Origin of the sequence: Herbidospora solisilvae, from assembly GCF_009901565.1 — a bacterium.
Lineage (GTDB): Bacteria > Actinomycetota > Actinomycetes > Streptosporangiales > Streptosporangiaceae > Herbidospora > Herbidospora solisilvae.
In genome coordinates, this window is record NZ_WXEW01000002.1 from 561,019 (window position 1) to 580,351 (window position 19,333).

The 19,333-nt window shown below is 71.6% G+C and carries 21 protein-coding genes and 1 riboswitch; of the genes, 12 read left to right on the forward strand and 9 right to left on the reverse strand.

Going from position 1 to position 19,333, the window contains the following annotated elements:
* Positions 1-19: 19 nt before the first annotated feature.
* Positions 20-556 carry a sigma-70 family RNA polymerase sigma factor gene (locus tag GT755_RS08295; RefSeq protein WP_161479104.1) on the forward strand — a complete coding sequence of 179 codons (537 nt, stop codon included), beginning with the start codon at positions 20-22 and terminating at the stop codon, positions 554-556.
* Positions 553-1,440, forward strand: coding sequence for a maleylpyruvate isomerase N-terminal domain-containing protein (locus GT755_RS08300; RefSeq protein WP_161479105.1), 888 nt, complete (start codon positions 553-555; stop codon positions 1,438-1,440). The genes GT755_RS08295 and GT755_RS08300 overlap by 4 nt, the downstream gene beginning before the upstream one ends.
* 1 nt (position 1,441) lies before the next feature.
* Here GT755_RS08300 and GT755_RS08305 read toward each other — a convergent pair whose 3' ends face one another.
* Positions 1,442-2,827: an ankyrin repeat domain-containing protein gene (locus GT755_RS08305; RefSeq protein ID WP_161479106.1), complete on the reverse strand. Its 1,386-nt coding sequence runs from the start codon at positions 2,825-2,827 to the stop codon at positions 1,442-1,444.
* Between the two features lie 122 nt (positions 2,828-2,949).
* Between GT755_RS08305 and GT755_RS08310 the strand changes: the two genes are divergently transcribed.
* The 4 genes from GT755_RS08310 to GT755_RS08325 all read left to right on the forward strand — a co-directional run bounded on the left by GT755_RS08310 (position 2,950) and on the right by GT755_RS08325 (position 5,638).
* Positions 2,950-3,564 (forward strand): DedA family protein, encoded by a 615-nt coding sequence (locus tag GT755_RS08310; protein WP_161479107.1) that lies wholly within the window; start codon positions 2,950-2,952, stop codon positions 3,562-3,564.
* Positions 3,565-3,619: 55 nt separating this feature from the next.
* Positions 3,620-4,381 (forward strand): DUF1707 SHOCT-like domain-containing protein, encoded by a 762-nt coding sequence (locus GT755_RS08315; RefSeq protein WP_161479108.1) that lies wholly within the window; start codon positions 3,620-3,622, stop codon positions 4,379-4,381.
* A gap of 76 nt (positions 4,382-4,457) precedes the next feature.
* A complete protein-coding gene (locus GT755_RS08320) occupies positions 4,458-4,946 on the forward strand; it encodes a SigE family RNA polymerase sigma factor (protein WP_161479109.1) in 489 nt (162 codons plus the stop codon).
* Positions 4,943-5,638, forward strand: a complete 696-nt coding sequence (locus GT755_RS08325) for a hypothetical protein (protein WP_161479110.1) — start codon at positions 4,943-4,945, stop codon at positions 5,636-5,638. Before GT755_RS08320 ends, GT755_RS08325 begins: the two co-directional genes overlap by 4 nt.
* Position 5,639: 1 nt before the next feature.
* Here GT755_RS08325 and GT755_RS08330 read toward each other — a convergent pair whose 3' ends face one another.
* The 5 genes from GT755_RS08330 to GT755_RS41535 form a co-directional block, all read right to left on the reverse strand.
* The gene (locus GT755_RS08330; RefSeq protein ID WP_202609762.1) at positions 5,640-6,362 is read right to left on the reverse strand and encodes a sirohydrochlorin chelatase; all 723 of its coding nucleotides are present in this window, start codon (positions 6,360-6,362) and stop codon (positions 5,640-5,642) included.
* Positions 6,359-7,087: a phosphoadenylyl-sulfate reductase gene (locus tag GT755_RS08335; protein ID WP_062429332.1), complete on the reverse strand. Its 729-nt coding sequence runs from the start codon at positions 7,085-7,087 to the stop codon at positions 6,359-6,361. The genes GT755_RS08330 and GT755_RS08335 overlap by 4 nt, the downstream gene beginning before the upstream one ends.
* 20 nt (positions 7,088-7,107) lie before the next feature.
* Complete coding sequence (locus GT755_RS39300) at positions 7,108-7,260, reverse strand: Insertion element protein (RefSeq protein ID WP_081898693.1); 153 nt, start codon at positions 7,258-7,260, stop codon at positions 7,108-7,110.
* Positions 7,260-8,942, reverse strand: coding sequence for a nitrite/sulfite reductase (locus GT755_RS08345; RefSeq protein WP_161479111.1), 1,683 nt, complete (start codon positions 8,940-8,942; stop codon positions 7,260-7,262). Before GT755_RS08345 ends, GT755_RS39300 begins: the two co-directional genes overlap by 1 nt.
* Positions 8,943-9,062: 120 nt before the next feature.
* The gene (locus GT755_RS41535) at positions 9,063-9,146 is read right to left on the reverse strand and encodes a putative leader peptide (protein ID WP_353051387.1); all 84 of its coding nucleotides are present in this window, start codon (positions 9,144-9,146) and stop codon (positions 9,063-9,065) included.
* Positions 9,147-9,233: 87 nt separating this feature from the next.
* Between GT755_RS41535 and GT755_RS08350 the strand changes: the two genes are divergently transcribed.
* From GT755_RS08350 to GT755_RS08370, 5 genes are all read left to right on the forward strand, one after another.
* Entirely contained in the window at positions 9,234-10,190 is a 957-nt protein-coding gene (locus GT755_RS08350; RefSeq protein WP_161479112.1) for a YihY/virulence factor BrkB family protein, read from the forward strand.
* Positions 10,191-10,202: 12 nt separating this feature from the next.
* Positions 10,203-10,284: riboswitch (ZMP/ZTP riboswitch) on the forward strand.
* Positions 10,285-10,311: 27 nt separating this feature from the next.
* The gene (glyA, locus tag GT755_RS08355) at positions 10,312-11,577 is read left to right on the forward strand and encodes a serine hydroxymethyltransferase (RefSeq protein WP_161479113.1); all 1,266 of its coding nucleotides are present in this window, start codon (positions 10,312-10,314) and stop codon (positions 11,575-11,577) included.
* Between the two features lie 588 nt (positions 11,578-12,165).
* Positions 12,166-13,266: a ribosome small subunit-dependent GTPase A gene (gene rsgA, locus GT755_RS08360; protein ID WP_328794246.1), complete on the forward strand. Its 1,101-nt coding sequence runs from the start codon at positions 12,166-12,168 to the stop codon at positions 13,264-13,266.
* Positions 13,267-13,288: 22 nt separating this feature from the next.
* Positions 13,289-13,915, forward strand: coding sequence for a phosphoribosyltransferase (locus GT755_RS08365; protein WP_161479114.1), 627 nt, complete (start codon positions 13,289-13,291; stop codon positions 13,913-13,915).
* Between the two features lie 24 nt (positions 13,916-13,939).
* A complete protein-coding gene (locus GT755_RS08370) occupies positions 13,940-14,734 on the forward strand; it encodes a cytochrome d ubiquinol oxidase subunit II (protein WP_161479115.1) in 795 nt (264 codons plus the stop codon).
* Between the two features lie 91 nt (positions 14,735-14,825).
* Here GT755_RS08370 and GT755_RS08375 read toward each other — a convergent pair whose 3' ends face one another.
* The 3 genes from GT755_RS08375 to GT755_RS08385 form a co-directional block, all read right to left on the reverse strand.
* A complete protein-coding gene (locus GT755_RS08375) occupies positions 14,826-15,140 on the reverse strand; it encodes a WhiB family transcriptional regulator (protein WP_081898622.1) in 315 nt (104 codons plus the stop codon).
* A 117-nt stretch (positions 15,141-15,257) separates the two neighbouring features.
* Positions 15,258-16,166 (reverse strand): sucrase ferredoxin, encoded by a 909-nt coding sequence (locus tag GT755_RS08380; protein ID WP_161479116.1) that lies wholly within the window; start codon positions 16,164-16,166, stop codon positions 15,258-15,260.
* Between the two features lie 68 nt (positions 16,167-16,234).
* Entirely contained in the window at positions 16,235-17,734 is a 1,500-nt protein-coding gene (locus GT755_RS08385) for a glycerol-3-phosphate dehydrogenase/oxidase (protein WP_161479117.1), read from the reverse strand.
* 90 nt (positions 17,735-17,824) lie between these two features.
* Here GT755_RS08385 and GT755_RS08390 point away from each other — a divergent pair, with 90 nt between their 5' ends.
* The gene (locus tag GT755_RS08390) at positions 17,825-19,324 is read left to right on the forward strand and encodes an FAD-binding oxidoreductase (RefSeq protein WP_161479356.1); all 1,500 of its coding nucleotides are present in this window, start codon (positions 17,825-17,827) and stop codon (positions 19,322-19,324) included.
* Positions 19,325-19,333 lie beyond the last annotated feature (9 nt).

Below are 19,333 nucleotides of genomic sequence, written 5' to 3' on the forward strand. Positions count from 1 at the left end.
CGACGAGTGGGGAGCCGCCGTGGACGACCACCTGTTCCACCGCCGGGTCGTGAGCGGCGACGAGTCGGCGCTGGGGGAGCTGTACGACCGCTTCTCCGCCCTCCTCTACGGTCTGGCGCTCAAGGTGACCCGGGACCGGGTCGCCGCCGAGGACATCACCCAGGAGGTCTTCGCCACCTTCTGGGAGCGTCCGCTGGGCTTCGACCCGTCCCGGGGCAGCCTGCGCACCTTCCTGGCGACCGTCGCCCACCGCCGCTCGGTCGACCACGTCAGGTCGGAGGAGCGCCGCCGCGTCGGCGCGCTCGCGCCCCGCCTGTTCGAACGCCCCCACGACCTCGAAGAGGGCGTCGTCGCCGCCGACGAGGTCGAACGGGTCAGGGAGGCCGTCGTGGGATTGCCCGAGTCGCTGCGCCAGGTGATCGAGCTGGCCTACTACGGGGGCCGCACCTACCGCGAGGTGGCGGTGGAGATCGGCGTACCGGAGGGCACCGCCAAGTCCCGCATCAGGCTGGCCCTGCGCCGCCTGGCCGAGACGCTGAACGAGGAGGCGCCGTGAGCCTCGACCGCCTCTACCTCGACCTGCTCGACGAGGCCCCCGTCGCCCCGCCCCCGGGCGGCCGGGCCCGCCTGCTCGCCACGGCCGCCGCCCGCCGCCGTCCGGCCGCGGACTGCGTCTCCTGGGCCCGTCCCTACGCCGGCCGGGTCGCCGCCATGGACGCCGTCTTCGCCTCGGCGACCGCGTGGGACGTGGAGATCGTCGAAGGCTGGCACCTCCAAGAGTTGCTGGGCCATCTGACGGCCAAGGACGGCCTGGTCGCGGCGGCCGTCGGCGCCCCCGTCCACGGCCCCCCGATCACCGACGACGAGGCCATGGCCCGGACCGCCGCCCTGCACGCCCACGAACGCTCCCGCTCCCTGCTGGAGACCCGCCGGTCGTGGCGCGACCAGGCCGACGCCCTCTGCCATGCCCTGGCGGGCGCGGACCCCGCCCGGGTGATCACCGCCGGCGGCCTCCGCCTGCCCGTCGGCGACCAGATCCTCGGCCGCGCGCTGGAGACCTGGATCCACACCCACGACACCGCCGTGTCCGAGGGCCTGAACCTGCCGAGGCCGACGGCGGCCGAACTCCGCCCGATGGCCGACCTGTGCGCCCGGCTCCTGCCGATGACGGCGCTGCTGAGCGGTCTCGACGCGGGCGACCGGTCCGTCCGCCTGACGCTGACCGGCGACGGGGGAGGGGACTGGCACATCCCCCTGCTCCCCACGAAACGCGCCGCCGGGTACGAGGGCCAGGAGGTCGCCCTGTCCATCCGCGCCGACGCGGCCGAGTACTGCTTCGTGCTCGGCGGCCGGGGAGCCGGCCACGAATGGGAGGCCGAGGGCGACCCGGCCCTGGCGGCCGACCTGAGGGCGGCGGCCCCGGTGTTGTCCGGGCCGTGAGCTACAGGTCCAGGCCGAGTGTGCCCGCCGCCTGCAGCGCCAGGTCGCGCGCGTAGGGGTCGGCGCTCTCCGACAACACCCGGTGCACCCCCCGCACCGCCCGGTCGTCTCCCCGGATCGCCAGCCCGCGGGTCGCCTCGGCCGCCGTGACCAGGTCGGGGTCGGTCAGCCGGTCGAGCAGGGCCGCGCGGAGGTCGTCGTTGTCCGCGTCGAGGGCCGCCAGGCCGAACGTCGCGTAGTCGCGCACGTCGGCCGAAGGGTCGCGCGACAGCGTGATCAGCGTGGCCAGGCCGTCCTTGTCCTCGCCGGGCAGCACCGCCGACAACGCGACCGGGTCGCGCATCGTGTGCACCCGTCCCGGCCGCTCGATCAGGGCCAGCACGTCGGGCAGCGCCCGGGGGTCGCCCTGCTGCCCGAGGGCACGCAGGATCGAGTCGATCACCCGGGGGTCCTCCTCCCGTTCGGCCAGGTCGCGCAGGACGGGCAGGGTCCGGTCGAGGTAGGGGCGGGCGCCGGCGGTGAAGCCGAACTGCGACAGGACGTCCACGCCGAAGTCGCGCTCCATCGGGTCGTCCCGTTCGACCAGGGCGACCGCCGAGGCGAAGGTCTCGTCGTCGGCGCGGCGCTGGATGGCGTGCACGGCCGCCCACCAGGTCTCCCCGTCCTCGTCCACGTCGCGGTAGGGCACCGCGCGCCGCATCAGCTCCTCGACCGGGGGGCGCTCGCCGAGGGCGTCCTCCAGGAGGGTCGCGATGGCGGCGTGGCCGCGCTGTGAGACCTCCCGGCCCTCGGAGGAGGGCGTGCACACCACGGTCGTGCCGTCGGCCGCGAGTGACACCTCGGCCGGGGGGTCGCACCCCTCGGCCAGTTCGGCCAGGTCCCGGGCGGCGAGGGTGCGGGCGACCTCCAGGGCCTCGTACAGGGGGGTGGCGCCGTGTTCCAGGAGGCTCCAGACCACTCCGTAGGCCCCGAACCGGGCGGCGGCGATCAGGGGGGAGCACAGGTCGGGGTCGGCGCCGAAGTCGAGCAGCAGGTCGGCGGTCTCCAGATGGCCGAGGGTGGCGGCCCACATCAGCGGGGTCCACTCGTCGCACTCGATCAGGTCGGGGTCGGCGCCGCCCTCCAGCAGGGCGCGGAGCGCCTCCTCGTGGTTCCAGCAGGCCGCGGCGCACAGGGGCAGGCCCTCCTCCTCGCCGTGGGAGGCCTGGTTCGGGTCGGCGCCGTGTTCGAGCAGCAGCGTCACCATGGCGGCGTTGCCCTTCTGGGCCGCGCGGTAGAGCGGCAGGGTGCCCCGGCCGCGGTTCAGGTCGGGCCCGTGCCGCAGGGCCGCGCGGGCGCGCTCCAGGTCGTCGTGCGCCACGGCGAGCATCAGCTCACTGATCGTCACCTCTCCAGGGTACTTTATGGTGATATGTCCAGAATGGGGGCTGGCGGGATGGGGCTGTCCCCCGGTCGAAACGGTGGCTTTCCGGCTCAATCGGGCGAACGGATCTCCCTAGCGTGATCGCCATGGAGAAACTTGACGGAATCGCCGGCTGGGTCGTCGGTCTGATGGAGACCCTGGGCGCGCCCGGCGCGGGCCTGGCCACCGCGATCGAGAACCTGGCGCCGCCGATCCCCAGCGAGCTCATCCTGCCGCTGGCCGGATTCACCGCCAGTCAGGGGAACATGAGCCTGGTCGCCGCCATCGCCTGGACCACGGCCGGATCGGTGGCGGGGGCTCTGGTCCTGTACGGCCTGGGCGCCCTCCTCGGCCGGAACCGCACCGTCGCCCTGCTGGGCAGAGTCCCGTTCGTCACGGCCGACGACGTCGAGAGGACCGAGGCCTGGTTCGCCCGCCACGGGCGCAAGACCGTCTTCTTCGGCCGGATGGTCCCGGTCTTCCGCAGCCTCATCTCCATCCCGGCCGGGGTCGAGCGCATGCCGATCGGCACGTTCACCGTGCTCACCGCGCTGGGCAGCCTCATCTGGAACTCCATATTCGTGCTGGCGGGCTATGCCCTCGGGGAGAACTGGGAGATCGTCCAGCGCTACTCCGGCTGGTTCACGAACGGGGTGATCGTGGTCTGCGCCGTCGCCGTGGTGGTCTTCGTGGCCAGGAGGATGAGGGCCAGGGTGAGGTAGGAATCGTCCCCAGGGAGGATCGAGCGGGAGCTCCCGGAGCGTTAGATTCTTAGCCATGACCGAACCAGCCGGCATGCGCGCGTCCGACAGCGAGCGCGAGGCCGTCGTCGAGCGCCTGCGGGTCGCCTCCACCGAAGGCCGGCTGACGCTCGCCGAACTGACCGACCGCACCGAGGCCGCCTACCTGGCCCAGACGCAGGGCGAGCTGGCCCAGCTGACGGCCGACCTCCCCGGCGGCGCCGCCGCCCCCTCCTACGCCCCCGCCAAGCCGCCGGGCAAGGCCCGGCAGTGGTTCGTCGCCGTGATGGGCGACACCAAGCGCAAGGGCAAGTGGCGCGTCGACAACGAGATCGGCGCGGTGGCCGTCATGGGCGACGTGACCATCGACCTGCGCGAGGCCGAGGTGCGCTCCAACGAGATCGACATCGTGGCGACCTGCGTGATGGGCGACATCAAGATCATCGTCCCCGACGGCGTCGACGTGCAGCTCAGCGGTGTGACGATCATGGGCGACAAGAAGGTCAAGGTGGTCGAGGCGCCGGTCGGCCAGCACGCCCCGATCGTCCGCGTGCGCGGCTACGTCGTCATGGGCGACATCAAGATCCTCGGCGACTCCCACGCCGCGCCCATCCGGCGCAACGCCCTGGCCTGGACCGAGTGGTGGCTCCACCGCCGCGGCCTCGGCCACGGCTCCGTGCACCGGGCCGTCAACCAGGCGGTCAACGACTCGATCCGGGAGACCAACCGGATGGTCAACGAGTCGATCCGCGAGGCCGTCCACGAGTCCAAGAGGGCCTGGAAGCACAGAGACCGCTGAGATCCGGTGCAACGGATCGGCGCTGCCGTCGCGTCATCGTCGGTGACATGATTTCTCCGACGGTGAGGACCCCGACATGCGCGACCGGGCCGACTTCGAGCGGTACGTCGAGCAGCGGTCGGCCCGGTTGCTGCGCATGGCCTACCTGCTGTGCCGCGACTGGGCCACGGCCGAGGACCTGACGCAGACCGCCCTGGCCAAGGCCTGGCTCGCCTGGCGACGGGTCGGCGACAACCCCGACGCGTACGTCTACCGCATCCTCGTCAACACCCACAACTCCTGGTGGCGCCGCATGTGGCGGCGCGAGGTGGCCACGGGTGAGCTGCCCGACCTGACCGACCCCGGCATCGAGGAGACCCTCGACGACCGCGACGTGCTGCGGGCCGCGCTGGCCACGCTGCCGCCGAAGATGCGGGCGGTGCTGGTGCTGCGCTACTTCGAGGACCTGTCCGACGCCGGGATCGCCGCGATCCTCGGCTGCTCGGAGGTCACCGTCCGGAGCCAGGCAAGTCGCGCCCTGGCGAAACTGCGCGTCGACCCCGCCATGGACTGGAGCAGGCGATGATCCGTGAGCTCTTCGAGGACGACACCCGCGAGGCGCCCGTACACAGAATCTCCCTGACGGAGATCGACCGGCGAGCCGGGCGCATCCGGCGGCGCCGGACCGCGCTGGGCGCGGCGGCGCTGGCGACCGCCGTCGCGGCGGGAGGGTTCGTCGTGCTTTCGGGCGCGCTCCCCGCGACCGACCACACCCTGGCCCAGCCGGCTGCGCCCACCCCGACCGCGCAGGTCGTCTACCTGATGGACGAGGACTCGGCGCAGTCGCCCGGCCAGCTGGAGGACGTGTTCTACCCGGCGGGTGAGGGGCCCGTGGAGATCTTCGTCCACTGCACCGGCACCCAGGCCTACGCCGGGTTGTGGGTCGGCGGCGAACTGGTCACCCAGGCGCCCTGCGGACCGATCACCGAGTTGCGCTGGGACGACCACGCCGACCCCGACCGGCCGGCCTGGAACGAGGGCATGGTCAGGGTGCAGACCCGCGTCTTCCCCTACACCGAGGACCCCGGCACGCTCACCGCCGCCGAGATCGAGGACCGCGCCGAGCAGGCCCGTGACGAGAAGATGTTCGCCACGATCCACGTCTACCGCTACCCCGGCCTGTTCGTCCCGCCCACGACCTGCGCGCAGCCTCTCGTGGTCGACCGGGCGGGTTCGGGCCGCGAGACGCTCCAGCCGGTCCGCTGCGACATCGACTGAGTCAGGCGCGCAGGCACTCCAGCCGCCCGGCCGCCGCCGCGGCCGCGTCGTAGCGGTCGAGCACGATCCGGACCAGCTCCGGCGCCGGTCCGAGGCTGTCGGCCACCAGGTCGGCGCCGGCCGCCAGGGCCTCGCGGGCCACCTTGTCGGCGAAGAAGCCGGGCGCCAGCAGGTAGGGCGCGACCACCACCCGGGGCGCCCCGGCCGCGCGGAGCATCGCCACCGCCTCCGCCGGACGGGGGCGCGAGGCGCTGGCGAACGCCGTCGTGACCGCCCACCACGGCCGGGCACGCGCCCAGTCGCGGGCGATCCTGCGGACCGTCGTGTTGGCGGTCGGGTCGCTCGACCCGGCCGAGACCAGCACCACGGCCGTGCCCGGGTCGCCGACGGCGGTCCCGGCCTCGGCCAGGCGGCGTTCCAGGGCGGCCGTCAGCAGCGGGTCGGGGCCCAGCGTGGGGCTGACCTCGACCCGGGCGCCGATCCCGGCCAGCGCGCCCGGGATGTCGACCTTGCTGTGGTAGGCCGCCGTCAGCAGCAGCGGCACCACGACCGCCTCGGCGAGCGGGGCCAGGGCCTCGGTCAGCGCGGGTCTCACGTGGTCGAGATAGCTGACCCGGACGTCCAGGCCGGGACGCGCCAGGCGTACCCGATGGAGCAGGGCCTCGGCCACGGCGGCGGCGCGCGGGTCGCGGGACCCGTGCGCCACGGCCACCAGAGACGTCAAAGGTGGATACCGCACTCGATCTTGCCCAGTCCGGCCCAGCGGCCCGACCGCGCGTCTTCGCCGTCGGCGACCCTGCGGGTGCAGGGGGCGCAGCCGATCGAGGGGTAGTTGTCGTAGTGGAGCGGGTTGATCAGCACGCCGTTGTCGGCGATGTAGTTGTCGACGTCCTCCTGGGTCCACCGCGCGATCGGGTTGACCTTGACCATCTGGCGCTTGGCGTCCCACTCGACGACCTTCGTGCCGGTCCGGGTCGGCGACTCGTCGCGGCGGATGCCGGAGATCCACGCCAGGTAGGGCTCCAGCGCCCGGTTCAGCGGCTCGACCTTGCGCAGGAAGCAGCACAGGTCGGGGTTGCGGCCGTGCAGGCGCGGACCGAGGTCGCGGTCCTGCTCGGCGACGGTCCGCGACGGGGTGATGTTGATCAGGTTGACGTCGTAGACGGCCTCGACCGCGTCGCGGGTGCCGATCGTCTCGGCGAAGTGGTAGCCGGTGTCGATGAACAGCACGTCGACGCCCGGCTTGACCCGGCTCACCAGGTCGATCAGCAGCGCGTCGGACATCGAGGAGGTGAGACACATTCGGTCGCCGAAGGTCGCCGCCGCCCAGCGGATGATCTCTCGGGCGGGGGCGTCCTCAAGGAACTCGGCCGCCGACTCGACGATGCTCTGGAGGTCGAGCACGCCGCGCCGGCGCTCTAGCTCAACCTCGATGTCCACCAGGGTCATCACGCTCTCCTCACGGGGGGTCACGATCGAACGCCTATCCCCAGGAACTTCACCCGGAAGGCCCGGGCGCAGCTCCGGCAGTACCATCCGTACGGCTCCTCTTCGGAGACGTACGGCTCAAGATCTTCTTCACCGCAGTACGGGCAGTAGTACGGAGCAGCCCGTTCACTCATCACTTCAGGTCCGCCTCGTCGGCTCGTTGCACCCAGGCGGCGAAGGACTCGTCGTCGCTGCGCTGCTTGGCGTAGTTGGAGGCGACGCGCTCGACGTAGTCGGGCAGGTCTTCGGCGGTGGTCTTCAGGCCGCGGACCTTGCGGCCGAAGCCCGGAGTCGCGCCCAGGGAGCCGCCCAGGTGGATCTGGAAGCCCTCGACCTGCTCGCCCTTCTCGTTGACGACGAGCTGGCCCTTGAGGCCGATGTCGGCCACCTGGATGCGGGCGCACGAGTTCGGGCAGCCGTTCACGTTGATCGTGAGGGGGTGCTCGAAATCGGGGAGGCGGTTCTCCAGCTCGTGGATCAGCGTCGTCGCGGTCGCCTTGGTCTCGACGATCGCGAGCTTGCAGTACTCGATGCCGGTGCAGGCCATCGTCTGCCGCCGGAACGTCGAGGGGCGCACCTTCAGGCCGATCGCGTCGAGCCCGTCGACCAGCGACTCGACCCGGTCCTCCGGCACGTCGAGGATGACCATCTTCTGCTCGACCGTCATCGCGACCCGGTTCGACCCGTGGGCCTCGGCCAGGTCGGCGATCCTGGCGAGGGTGTCGCCGTCGACCCGCCCGACCTTCGGCGCGAAGCCGACGTAGAACTTCCCGTCGCGCTGGCGGCGCACGCCCACATGGTCGCGGCGGGTGCCGTCGGCCAGCGCGGGGGCGGGGCCGTCGGGCAGCGCGTAGCCCAGGTATTCGTCCTGGAGGACCTGCCGGAACTTCTCCGCGCCCCAGTCGTTCACCAGGAACTTGATGCGGGCCCGGTGGCGCAGCCGCCGGTAGCCGTAGTCGCGGAAGATGCCGATGACGCCGCCGTAGACGTCGCCCACCTGGTCGGGCCGGACGAACGCGCCGAGCCGCTTGCCGATCATCGGGTTGGTCGACAGGCCGCCGCCCACCCAGACGTCGAACCCGGCCTCGCCGGCCTCGTTGACCACGCCCACGAACGCCACGTCGTTGATCTCGTGGACGGTGCAGTGGGCGGCGCAGCCGCTGATGGCCGACTTGAACTTGCGGGGCAGGTTCGAGAACGCCTTGTCGCCGATGAACCGGTCGTACACCTCGCGGATCTGCTCACGGCCGTCGATGACCTCGTCGGCGTCGACGCCCGCCAGGGGGCAGCCCAGGATCACGCGCGGGGTGTCGCCGCAGGCCTCGGTCGTGGACAGGCCGACCGCCTCAAGACGCTCCCAGATCTCCGGGACCGACTCGATCTCGACCCAGTGGAGCTGCACGTTCTGCCGGTCGGTGATGTCGGCGGTGCCCCGGCCGAAGTCGTTGGAGATGCCCGCGATCACCCGGAGCTGCTCCAGGTCGAGCTGGCCGCCGTCGATGCGGATGCGGAGCATGAAGTAGCGGTCGTCGAGCTCCTCGGGCTCCAGGATCGCGGTCTTGCCGCCGTCGATCCCGGGCTTGCGCTGCGTGTAGAGGCCGTACCAGCGCATACGTCCGCGCAGGTCGGCGGGGTCGATCGAGTCGAAGCCGCGCTTGGAGTAGATGTCGATGATCCGCTGACGGACGTTGAGCCCGTCGTCGTTCTTCTTGTTCTCCTCGTTCTTGTTCAGGGGCTCGCGATAGCCGAGAGCCCACTGACCTTCGCCGCGAGGGCGCTTGTGGTGGCGGTTCGCCGGGCGGGCCGGGGTGCTCATGCGGGACCTTTCCAGTGGTGGTCGCGCGCTTCCAGGCTTCCCCTCCCGCCTCGGCGCTGAGTGCGGGGGCATGAAAAAAGACGCCTGTCACGCGCCCTTAACAGAAAGAAGGGGCGGCGATCAACGGGCGTCGATACAGATGGCGCTGCGGACGCGCTGAAGGTCGACGTGACGGCGCACGACGAGCATCGGGTCCACTGGCATGTCCGTAACAATACCTTGCGGGTACTTGATGTCCAAGTTTGCGTCCACAGTGTGGACCCCTTCGCGAGACACGTAATGTTAACGCCGATGACCTCAGCGAACGCGCCCCGGCGCCGGTCCCGCCGACACTGGTTCGGGCATCACTCCCGCGCCGGCATGGCGCGCGCCCGCGTGGGGATGGAGCGACTGGCCGGCAGCGGCTTCTGGGCGCTGGTCAAGGCCACGACGATGGCCGGGGTCAACTACCGGGTCACCGGTCTTGCCGGGGAGGCGGCGTTCTTCGCCCTGCTGTCGCTGCCGCCGTTCGTGCTCGGGCTCCTGGGTGTCCTCGGTCACCTCTCCAGCCTGCTGGGCCCGTCGACCATCACCGAGATCAAGGCCTCGGTGATCGAGCACGCCGACCTGCTGTTCACCCCCGACGCCGTCCAGCGTGTGGTCGAGCCGCTGATCGACAACGTCTTCAACGGCGGCGAGGTCTCGCTGATCTCGGTCGGCTTCCTGCTCTCGTTGTGGTCGGGGTCCCGGGCCCTGTTCGTGTACGTCGACCTGATCTCGATCGCCTACGGCATGGGCGAGACCCGCGGCATCATCCGCACCCGGATCTTCAGCTTCGGCCTCTACCTCGCGGCCCTGCTGATCGGCCTGGTCGTCATGCCGATCCTGGTGGTCGGACCGACCCTGCTGGCCACCGCCCTGCCCGACTACGAACCGCTCATCTCGATCTTCTACTGGCCCGTCGTGGTGGCCGGCTCGGTGCTCATGCTCACGCTGCTCTACCACGTGAGCGTGCCGATGCGGACGAGATGGTGGCGCGAGGTGCCCGGCGCGCTGCTGGCCCTGGTGATCTGGATCATCTGCGCGGCCGTGCTGCGCGAGGTGCTGGCCGCCTGGTTCGACCCGCTGTCGATCTACGGCTCGCTGGCCGCGCCGATCGCGGTGCTGCTCTGGCTCTACATCACCGCCCTCGCGGTGCTCATCGGGGCCACCCTCAACGCCGAAGTCGACCGCCTGTGGCCGCTGGCGGGTAACACCCGGCAGCACTGACAGCCGATAAGGTGGGGTTCTCGCTACTGGCGCTATGAGGTGGGTCACCACCGGGGAGCGGAAACCGCGTCGGCCGTGCGCCTGGGTCGACGCAGTCGTCGAGTTCCGAGGAAGGCGCTCAATGTCTGAGAAAACGCTCAACGCCGTCGACCCAGAGATCGCCGAACTGATCACGGCCGAAGAACGCCGCCAGACCGACACCATCAAGCTCATCGCCTCGGAGAACTACGTCTCCAAGGCGGTCCTCCAGGCCACCGGCACCGTCCTCACCAACAAGTACTCCGAGGGCTACCCCGGCAAGCGCTACTACGAGGGCCAGCAGGTCATCGACCAGATCGAGACCCTGGCGATCGAGCGGGCCAAGTCGCTGTTCGGCGTCAACCACGCCAACGTCCAGCCCTACTCGGGCTCGCCCGCCAACCTGGCGGTCTACCTGGCGTTCGTGCAGCCCGGCGACACCGTCATGGGCATGGGCCTGCCGTTCGGCGGCCACCTCACCCACGGCTGGTCGGTCAGCGCGACCGGCAAGTGGTTCAACCCGGTCCGCTACGGCGTGCGCCGCGACACCGGCATGGTCGACATGGACGAGGTCCGTGAGATCGCCCTCAAGGAACGCCCCAAGCTGATCTTCTGCGGCGGCACCGCCATCCCCCGCACGATCGACTTCCCGGCCTTCGCCGAGATCGCCAAGGAGGTCGGCGCGGTCCTGGCCGCCGACATCGCCCACATCGCGGGCCTGGTCGCCGGCGGCGCCCACCCCTCGCCGGTCGGCCACGCCGACGTGATCTCCACCACCACCCACAAGACCCTGCGCGGCCCGCGCGGCGCGATGCTCATGGCGACCTCCGACGAGCACGCCACCGCGCTCAACAAGGCCGTCTTCCCGGGTCTGCAGGGCGGCCCCCACAACCACACCACCGCCGCCATCGCCGTGGCGCTGCGCGAGGCCGCGACCGACGACTTCAAGGACTACGCGCGCCAGGTCGTCGTCAACAGCCGGGCCCTCGCCGAGGAACTGCTCGGCCGGGGCTTCGACCTCGTCTCGGGCGGCACCGACAACCACCTGATCCTGATGGACCTCACGCCCAAGGGCGTCGGCGGCAAGCCGGCCGCCCAGGCGCTCGACAAGGCCGGCCTGGAGACCAACTACAACTCCGTGCCGTTCGACACCCGCAAGCCGTTCGACCCGTCGGGCATCCGCATCGGCACCGCCGGCGTCACCAGCCGGGGCATGGGCGTCGCCGAGATGCGCCAGATCGGCGCCTGGATCGACCAGGTCGTCAGCGCCCTGGCCAAGGGCGAAGACGAGGCCAAGCACACGATCGTGCGCGTCCACGCCGAGGTCCGCGAACTGACCACCCACTTCCCGGCCCCCGGCCTGAGCTAGTCCCACCGAAACGAAAGCCCCGGCCCACTCAGATGTGGGACCGGGGCTTTCGCATGTCGGCCCCGCATCCGGGGCGAGGCAGTGGCGCGAGCTTCGGGGCGGCACGGAACGGAAGCGGGGGCGTTGGAGCGGTGAAGGCGGAAGAGCGGATGGGGAGAAGGGCGGCCACAGGGCTGCGGCGGGCAGGGGGCGGGCAGGTCGAGGCGTGGCGGGGGCGGGCAAGGGCGCGAGCTTTGGGCGGCACGGAACGGAAGCGGGGGCGTTGGAGCGGTGAAGGCGGAAGAGCGGACGGGGAGAAGGCGGCCACAAGGCTGCGGCGGGCAGGGGGCGGGCAGGTCGAGGCGTGGCGCGCGGCGTGGCGCGGGCGGGCAGGGGACGCGCAAGTCGGGGGCGGGGCGGGCGACGTAAATGCGTTGCGGGGTCCTTCGCGGCTGTCCTATGGTTCTGCGTGGCCGGAACGAGCCGGTCCTTTTCCTTCAGGGAGGTGGCGACACATGCGGGTCTTTCTCCTGAGCCTGCCGTCCATCCACCTCCGGGCCGCCCGCTGACCGACGCGGGGCCTGTTTCATCCTGAAGGGTTCCACCCCAGTGTTCTTCAACCCGCTGGTTTTCGATCTTTCTCTCCTCGGCTGGGACGACACGCGCCCGCTTCCCGCGGACACCATCCCGGGCCGGGTCTCCCGCGTGCACCGCGGGGCCGCCGAGGTCATCACCGAACAGGGCCAGATCCAGGCCCACTACGGCGCCCGGGTGCGCCGTGAGTCCGCCGCCGACCCGACCAGGCTCCCGTGCGTGGGCGACTGGGTGGCGCTGCGGCTGCTCGCCGAGGGCCGGTACGAGCTCGACGAGGTGCTGCCCAGGGCGACCGCGTTCGTCCGGGGCGGGGTGTCCCGCGACTCGCGCGGGGGCCTGTCGGGCGACGGGCAGGGCCAGGTGCTGGCCGCCAACGTCGACATCGTGTTCGTGGCCGAACCGGCCATGCACGCAACCGACTTCGCCGACCTCGGCCGCATCGAGCGGCTGACGGCGCTGGCCTGGGAGAGCGGCGGCACGCCCGTCGTCGTCGTCACCAAGGCCGACCTCTTCGAGCAGGGCCTCGACGACCTCCTGAACGACGTCAGGGCCGCCGCGCCGGGCGTCGACGTGCACGCCGTCTCGTCGTTCACCGGCGACGGGGTGGACGTCGTCCGCTCCTACCTGATGGGTTCCCGGACCGCCGTGATCCTGGGCGCCTCCGGCGCGGGCAAGTCGAGCCTCGTCAACGCTCTGGCGGGCGGCGAGGTCATGGAGACCCAGCAGGTCCGGGCCGGCGACGGCCGGGGCCGGCACACCACCGTCCACCGGGAGCTGATCCCGCTGCCGGGCGGCGGCATCGTCATCGACACCCCGGGCATCCGGCGGGTCGGCCTGTACGACATGTCCGACGGCGTCGACCGGGTCTTCTCCGAGATCGAGGACCTGGCCGAACAGTGCCGTTTCGGCGACTGCTCCCACGAGTCGGAGCCGGGCTGCGCGGTGCTGGCGGCGCTGGAGAGCGGCGAACTGCCCGAACGGCGGCTGGAGAGCTGGCGCAAGCTCCAGCGGGAGGCGGCCTGGATGGCGCGGCGCAGCGACGCCCGGCTCCAGGCCGAGGAGACCCGGAAGTGGAAAATCATCCACAAGGGCATGAGGGGCCGTAACCGTCCCTGACCGGGTGGGTAGGACCGGAAAGGTGCACAGCTTTCCGGACCGGGCGACCGCCGGCGCGCTCCTCGCGGAGGCGCTGGCGGGCACGCCCGCCGACATCGTGCTCGCCCTGCCGCGCGGCGGGGTGGCCGTCGGCGCCGTGGTCGCCCAGGCGCTCGGCGTGCCGCTCGACGTCCTGGTGACCCGCAAACTCGGCCACCCCCTCCAGCCCGAGCTGGGCCTGGGCGCCATCGCCGAGGGCGGCGAACCGGTCTTCGACCACACGATGTTGCGCCGGACCGGCTACGACGAGCACGACCTGGCCGACGTCGTGGCGGCCGAACGCGCCGAGCTGGCCCGCCGGGTCGGCGTCTACCGTGAGGGCCGTCCACCCCCCGACCTGCGCGGCCGCGACGTGATCGTGGTCGACGACGGCCTGGCCACCGGCGGCACGGCCCGCGCGGCCCTGCGGGCGGTGCGGGCGAAGCGCCCGCGCCGCCTCACCCTGGCCGTGCCGGTCGGCGCCGCCGCAGCGGTCAGATCGCTCGAAAGCGAGGCCGACGAAGTCGTCGTGGTCATGGCGCCCGAGGCGTTCGGTTCCGTCGGAGGCTGGTACGAACGGTTCGAGCAGCTCACCGACGACGAAACCCGGGCGTGCCTCCGCTCCGTGTGATCAATGGTCACTTAAGGTGACGGGGTGGACGTCGTGGACCCGGCTCGGTGGCAGTTCGCCGTCACCACCCTCTCCCACTTCCCGGTCGCCCTCCTGGAGACGGCTCGGGTCCGGACCCTCCCGCTGCTGCCGATCCGGCCGGCGCTGGTCGTGCGCGGAGTGGCCTTCGCATACCGGGGCAAACGCCACGGCAGGCGGTGGTGGCGCAACGGGGACCGCTGCCTTTTCTGGGGTTCGCTGGTGCCCGCTTTTCTGTGGGGCGTGGTGTTCGGCACCATCGTGCGCGGAATCGCCCTGGATGAGAATCGCGAATTCGCCGGCACGTTCTGGGATCCGCTGAACCCGTTCGCCCTACTCGGCGGATTGACGACGCCGGCCCTTTTCGTCACGCACGGCGTGGTATTCCCGGCGCTGAAAACGCGGGGGAGGATCCGCCGGAAGGCGAAGGGCGCGGCGGAGAAAAGGGGGGTGGTCGCGGCGGTTCTGGTCGTCGCCTTCCTGACCTGGGCAGAGGCGGCGGAAGGGTCGATCGCCGGCGCGGGGATGGTGGCCGACTTCTTCGGCCGGGAGGGCTGGGCGTTCCTCGGGTCGGCCGTGATCGGCCTGTTCGCGGCGCTCCATCCCGAGGCGCTGCCGTCGACGGCCGGTTCGGAGAACGGTCTGAACATAGAAAACGCCGCGTCCACCTCGAAGATCGTGCAGATCATGACGTGGGCCGCGGTCGTGTTCCTGCCGCTGATGCTGGTGTACCAGTCGTGGACCTACTGGGTGTTCCGCCGCCGCATCGGTGTGCGGAACATCCCAGCGGGTCACAACTAGGGAGATCTGGCGAATGCCTAAGGCAGGTTCACCGCACGAGCCGCGGACGGCTTGGGGCCGTCCGTGTCTCGCTTCGCCGGGGAGGGTGGTGCTAGGCGACGGCGCTGATGCCGGCGCTCGCGGCGCGCCGCATCCGACGGCGACGCTCGGAGGCGCGCTCGTCCTCGTTCAGGCCACCCCAGGTGCCGTACTTCTCAGGGCGGGAAAGCGCGTAGTCAAGACACTCCGCGCGGACCGGGCAACCGGCGCAGATCGCCTTCGCCTTCCGCTCGCGGATGTCGCGCTCAGGCTGGCGCTCCCCGTCAGGGCCGAAGAACAGCACAAGGTCCTCTCCCCGGCACGCGGCATCATCCTGCCAACCCCAACTGGGGCGGGGGCGGGCGAGCTGCCGACGTACCTGAGACATGAGAAACCACCTTTGGTGAGAAGAGGTATTTCAGTGTTTGTGCCGCATTGGACGCTTATGGTGTCCTCTTTTGCAACGCGAGGAGCGTCCGTGGTGTTCCCGGCTTCTTGCGAAGCCTCAGGTCAAAGCCGGGGTGAGCTGCTTGAGCTCGGCCAACCTGTAGGTCGTGATCTCTTCGGCGCAGGCGAGACCGCACGGTGCCGCGAACACCGAAGGCTCGACCACTACCCGAAAACGGGACGTTCCACCACGCGCGTTGGTTTGCACAACGCACACGGTGGAGTCACCTTCCGACCGGGAGGATTCCACGGCCACTCCGCCGACCGAGAGCTCGCCCGTGTGTGACCGGACAAAATGCTCGGCGGCTTGCGATGGCTCAGGGAGACCCGCGCGCCCCCGGAAACGGTCAAGAACGATCTTGCCGTCACGGTAGGCGTGTGCCGCCGCGATCGCGGCAGCCTCAGACATGCTGCCGTAGTAAAGCCCGTGTGGCAAGCACACGAGGTTGGCGGCGTATCGATCGCCGCCGACATGTGTGGTTTCCCACACATTCCCGGGGTGGTTCCGGGATAGTGATCTCGCGATCGGGAGACCAAAGCGGGCGCAGCACGCGTTGCGCTTGGCGTGCGTGCAGACCAGAAATACCGGCTCACTGACAAGTATGCAGGACTCCGGAAGCGCTCCGTCCACAAGTGCGCCCAGGTCAAGATCGTCAGGGTGGTCGAGCCAGGCCTCTGCCAGCCAGGGGTCGTTCCCGGTGGACGATCCGACGAAAACGTGCAGCGCACGCGGCCCCGGAGTGGTCTCGCGGTCGGGACGGCGGATCAGCTGCGAACGGATGCCGAGGGCGGTGGCGCGATCGATGAGGGCCAGCACGCTCTCGGGCAGGCGGCATTCGGGCAGGTACGCGGCCCATGGGCCGTTGTGCTCGATGAGCAGCCAGCGGCGGGCGCCGACCGTGGCGCTGGCGAGCACCGGCGCGTCGCCGGTGTGCAGGCCCGCGGCGTGGTCGCAACCCTTGCTCATGTGCCCGATCCGTCCTTGTGATCAGCTTCGGTTAGGTAATCCTAACCTTAGACGATGGTGTCAAACGCTCAGGGCTGAAGTGACAGAACGTGCCTCGCGACCGTGAGCGCCGCCTCGCGGTCTTCCGGCACCAGCCCGATCCTGGTACGGCGGTCGAGCAGGTCGTCCTCGTCGAGCGCGCCCTCGTGGCGGACCGCCCAGACCAGCTCGGCCCAGGTGGTCGGCTCGCCCGGGAGCACCTTCGCGCCGAGCGCCCGGTTCGAGGCGATGAGGGCGGCGATGTCCTCGGCCTCCGAGCCGTAGCGCTCGATCAGCCGCCACGGCGCCCTGACCCCGCGCGTCGTGGCGCCGACCAGCGGCAGCCGCGCGGTCGTGCTCCGCCGGGCCCGCGGGCAGGCGGCGTCGACCGCGTCCTCGGCCATGCGGCGGTAGGTGGTGAGCTTGCCGCCGACGACGGTCACGACGCCGTCCTTCCCCTTCAGCACCGCGTGGCGGCGCGACAGGTCGGCGGTGCGGCCGGTTCCGGTGTCGAGGAGCGGGCGCAGCCCGGCGTAGGAGCCGGCGACCTGGTCACGGGTGACCGGCACGCCCAGCACGCCGTTGAGGGTGGCCAGCAGGAACTCCACGTCACCCTCCGGCACGTCGGGCACGTCCGGCACCGGCCCCTCGACCGGCTCGTCGGTCAGCCCCACCAGGACGTGGCCGTCGCTCTGCGGCAGCACCAGCAGGAACCGGCTCGACTCACCCGGCATCGGCACGTGCAGCCCCGCCCGCAGCGGCCCCAGCACCCCCTCCCGGAGCACCAGGTGGGTGCCGCGCGAGGGCCGCAGCGTGATCTCGGGGGCGAGCCCGCCCGCCCACACCCCCGTGGCGTTCACGACCGCTTCGGCCCTGATCGTGAACGTGTCACCCGACAGCTCGTCGCGCACCTCGGCGCCGTCGCCGGCCAGGCCGAGGGCCCGGCAGCGGGTCAGCACCCGCGCGCCGTGCCCGGCGGCCGTTCGGGCCAGCGCGACCACGAGGCGCGCGTCGTCGACCACCCGGCCGTCGTAGGACCGCAGCGCGCCCCGCAGCCCGTCGGCGGCCAGCGCCGGGACCAGGTCGAGCGCCTCGGCCGCGCCCAGCCGCGCCGGGCCCGGGATCAGCTTCCGCGGCGTGCCCGCCGCGGCCCGCAGCACGTCGCCGAGCCGGTAGCCGGTCATCAGCTTGCGGGCCGTCGCCGCCGGCACGGCCGGGGTCAGCGGCAGCAGGTAGGGCTGCGCCTTGACCAGGTGGGGCGCGGTGTGCCGGATCAGCACGTGGCGTTCGGCGGCGCTCTCCCTGGCCAGCCCGATCTGGCCGGACGCGAGGTAGCGCAGCCCCCCGTGGATGAGCTTGGAACTCCAGCGAGAGGTCCCGAAGGCCAGGTCGTGGGCGTCGATCGCGACCACCGACAACCCGCGGGCGGCGGCGTCGAGCGCCACGCCCGCTCCGGTGGCGCCCAGGCCCACGACGAGGAGGTCGGCGACCTCGTCGCGGGCGTCGTGGAGATCGCGGGCGCGGCGGGCCGCGTTGAGGGAAGACTCCATGCGGTTCCTTGATCGGGACGGGCATTACCCTTGGGTAACCTATCGAGAGGCCGGCATCCTGTGGAGACTCCGCGTACCCCCGTGCAGCCCATGCTCTGGTCGGGCTGGGGTGACCCCGGCAGGGCGACCGGGCTCGCTCCTGACGTGCTGGAGCTGCTCGCGGAGGCACTGGGCGTCACGCCGCCCACCGGTGAACCGGCGGGGTTCGGCGACGTCCGGCTCCCCGAAGCCGATCTGTCACCCTTCGTGCTTGCCTCGCTGCGGTCCATCGTAGGCGCGGAGAGCGTGCGTACCGATGCCGATGCCCGCATTCGCCACACGAGGGGCAAATCCACGCCCGACCTGCTGAGGATGCGGATGGGGGACGGTTCCGACGCCCCGGACGCCGTCGTGTTGCCGGGCTCCCACCACGAGGTCTCCGAGGTGCTGCGGGTCTGCTCCGCCGAGAGGGTCGCGGTGGTGCCGTTCGGCGGCGGGACGTCCGTCGTCGGCGGCGTCACCCCGCTCCGCGAGGGCTTCGCCGGAGTGGTCGCGCTCGACGTGCGGCGGCTCGACCGGCTGGTGTCGGTCGACGAGGAGTCGATGCTGGCCGAGCTCCAGCCGGGGCTGCGCGGGCCGCAGGCCGAGGAACTGCTCAACGCGCGCGGGCTGACCCTGGGGCACTTCCCGCAGTCGTGGGAGTACGCCACCCTCGGCGGGTTCGCCGCCGCCCGCTCGTCGGGGCAGGCCTCGGCCGGTTACGGGCGGTTCGACGACATGGTCGAGGGGCTGACCGTGGCCACGCCGGTGGGCGACTGGGAGCTCGGCCGGGCGCCACGCTCGGCCGCCGGGCCCGACCTGCGGCACGTCGTCCTGGGCTCCGAGGGCGCGTTCGGGGTGATCACCTCGATGCGGCTGCGGGTGCGCCGGCTGCCCGCGCGGCGGAACTGGGACGCCTGGCGGTTCCCGTCGTTCGCGGCGGGCCGCGACGCGATGCGCGTGCTGGCCCAGGAGCGCCGGCTCCCGGCGGTGCTCCGCCTGTCCGACGAGACCGAGACCATGATCGGCGGGGGTTCGGGCTGCCTGATGGTCGTCGGCTGGGAAGGGGGCGAGCCGCCGACGTTCGCCGACGCCGGCCACCTGGGGCCGGAGCCCGCCGAACGCTGGGCCGAGGGCCGGTTCGGCGGCCCCTACCTGCGCGACGCGCTCATCGCCGCCGGGGCGACCGTGGAGACCCTGGAGACCGCCGCCCACTGGTCGGGCCTGCCCCGGCTCTACGAGGCCGTCAGGCTCGCCCTGGAGGCCGCGCTCGGCCGGGTGATCGTGATGTGCCACGTCTCCCACCTCTACGAGACCGGCGCGTCGCTCTACTTCACCGTCGTCACCGCCGCCGGAGACGACCCGCTGGCCCGCTGGGAGGCCGCCAAGGCCAAGGCCAGCGAGGCGATCGGGCTGGCCGGGGGCACCATCTCGCACCACCACGGCGTCGGCCGCGACCACCGCGCCGCCTACGCCGCCGAGATCGGTCCCGTGGGCGTCGGCGTCATGCGGGCGATCAAGAAAAGTCTCGATCCGATGGGGATTCTCAACCCCGGTGTCCTCGTCCCCTGAAACCGAGCA

Excerpts from the sequence above, each read along its gene's own strand:
- GT755_RS08310 (WP_161479107.1), top strand. The coding sequence starts at position 2,950 with ATGGAGAAACTTGACGGAATCGCCGGCTGGGTCGTCGGTCTGATGGAG.
- GT755_RS08315 (WP_161479108.1), top strand. The coding sequence starts at position 3,620 with ATGACCGAACCAGCCGGCATGCGCGCGTCCGACAGCGAGCGCGAGGCC.
- GT755_RS08320 (WP_161479109.1), top strand. The coding sequence starts at position 4,458 with ATGCGCGACCGGGCCGACTTCGAGCGGTACGTCGAGCAGCGGTCGGCC.
- GT755_RS08325 (WP_161479110.1), top strand. The coding sequence starts at position 4,943 with ATGATCCGTGAGCTCTTCGAGGACGACACCCGCGAGGCGCCCGTACAC.
- GT755_RS08335 (WP_062429332.1), bottom strand. The coding sequence starts at position 7,087 with ATGACCCTGGTGGACATCGAGGTTGAGCTAGAGCGCCGGCGCGGCGTG.
- GT755_RS39300 (WP_081898693.1), bottom strand. The coding sequence starts at position 7,260 with ATGAGTGAACGGGCTGCTCCGTACTACTGCCCGTACTGCGGTGAAGAA.
- GT755_RS08345 (WP_161479111.1), bottom strand. The coding sequence starts at position 8,942 with ATGAGCACCCCGGCCCGCCCGGCGAACCGCCACCACAAGCGCCCTCGC.
- GT755_RS41535 (WP_353051387.1), bottom strand. The coding sequence starts at position 9,146 with ATGCCAGTGGACCCGATGCTCGTCGTGCGCCGTCACGTCGACCTTCAG.
- GT755_RS08350 (WP_161479112.1), top strand. The coding sequence starts at position 9,234 with ATGACCTCAGCGAACGCGCCCCGGCGCCGGTCCCGCCGACACTGGTTC.
- glyA (WP_161479113.1), top strand. The coding sequence starts at position 10,312 with ATGTCTGAGAAAACGCTCAACGCCGTCGACCCAGAGATCGCCGAACTG.
- GT755_RS08375 (WP_081898622.1), bottom strand. The coding sequence starts at position 15,140 with ATGTCTCAGGTACGTCGGCAGCTCGCCCGCCCCCGCCCCAGTTGGGGT.
- GT755_RS08380 (WP_161479116.1), bottom strand. The coding sequence starts at position 16,166 with ATGAGCAAGGGTTGCGACCACGCCGCGGGCCTGCACACCGGCGACGCG.
- GT755_RS08385 (WP_161479117.1), bottom strand. The coding sequence starts at position 17,734 with ATGGAGTCTTCCCTCAACGCGGCCCGCCGCGCCCGCGATCTCCACGAC.
- GT755_RS08390 (WP_161479356.1), top strand. The coding sequence starts at position 17,825 with ATGCTCTGGTCGGGCTGGGGTGACCCCGGCAGGGCGACCGGGCTCGCT.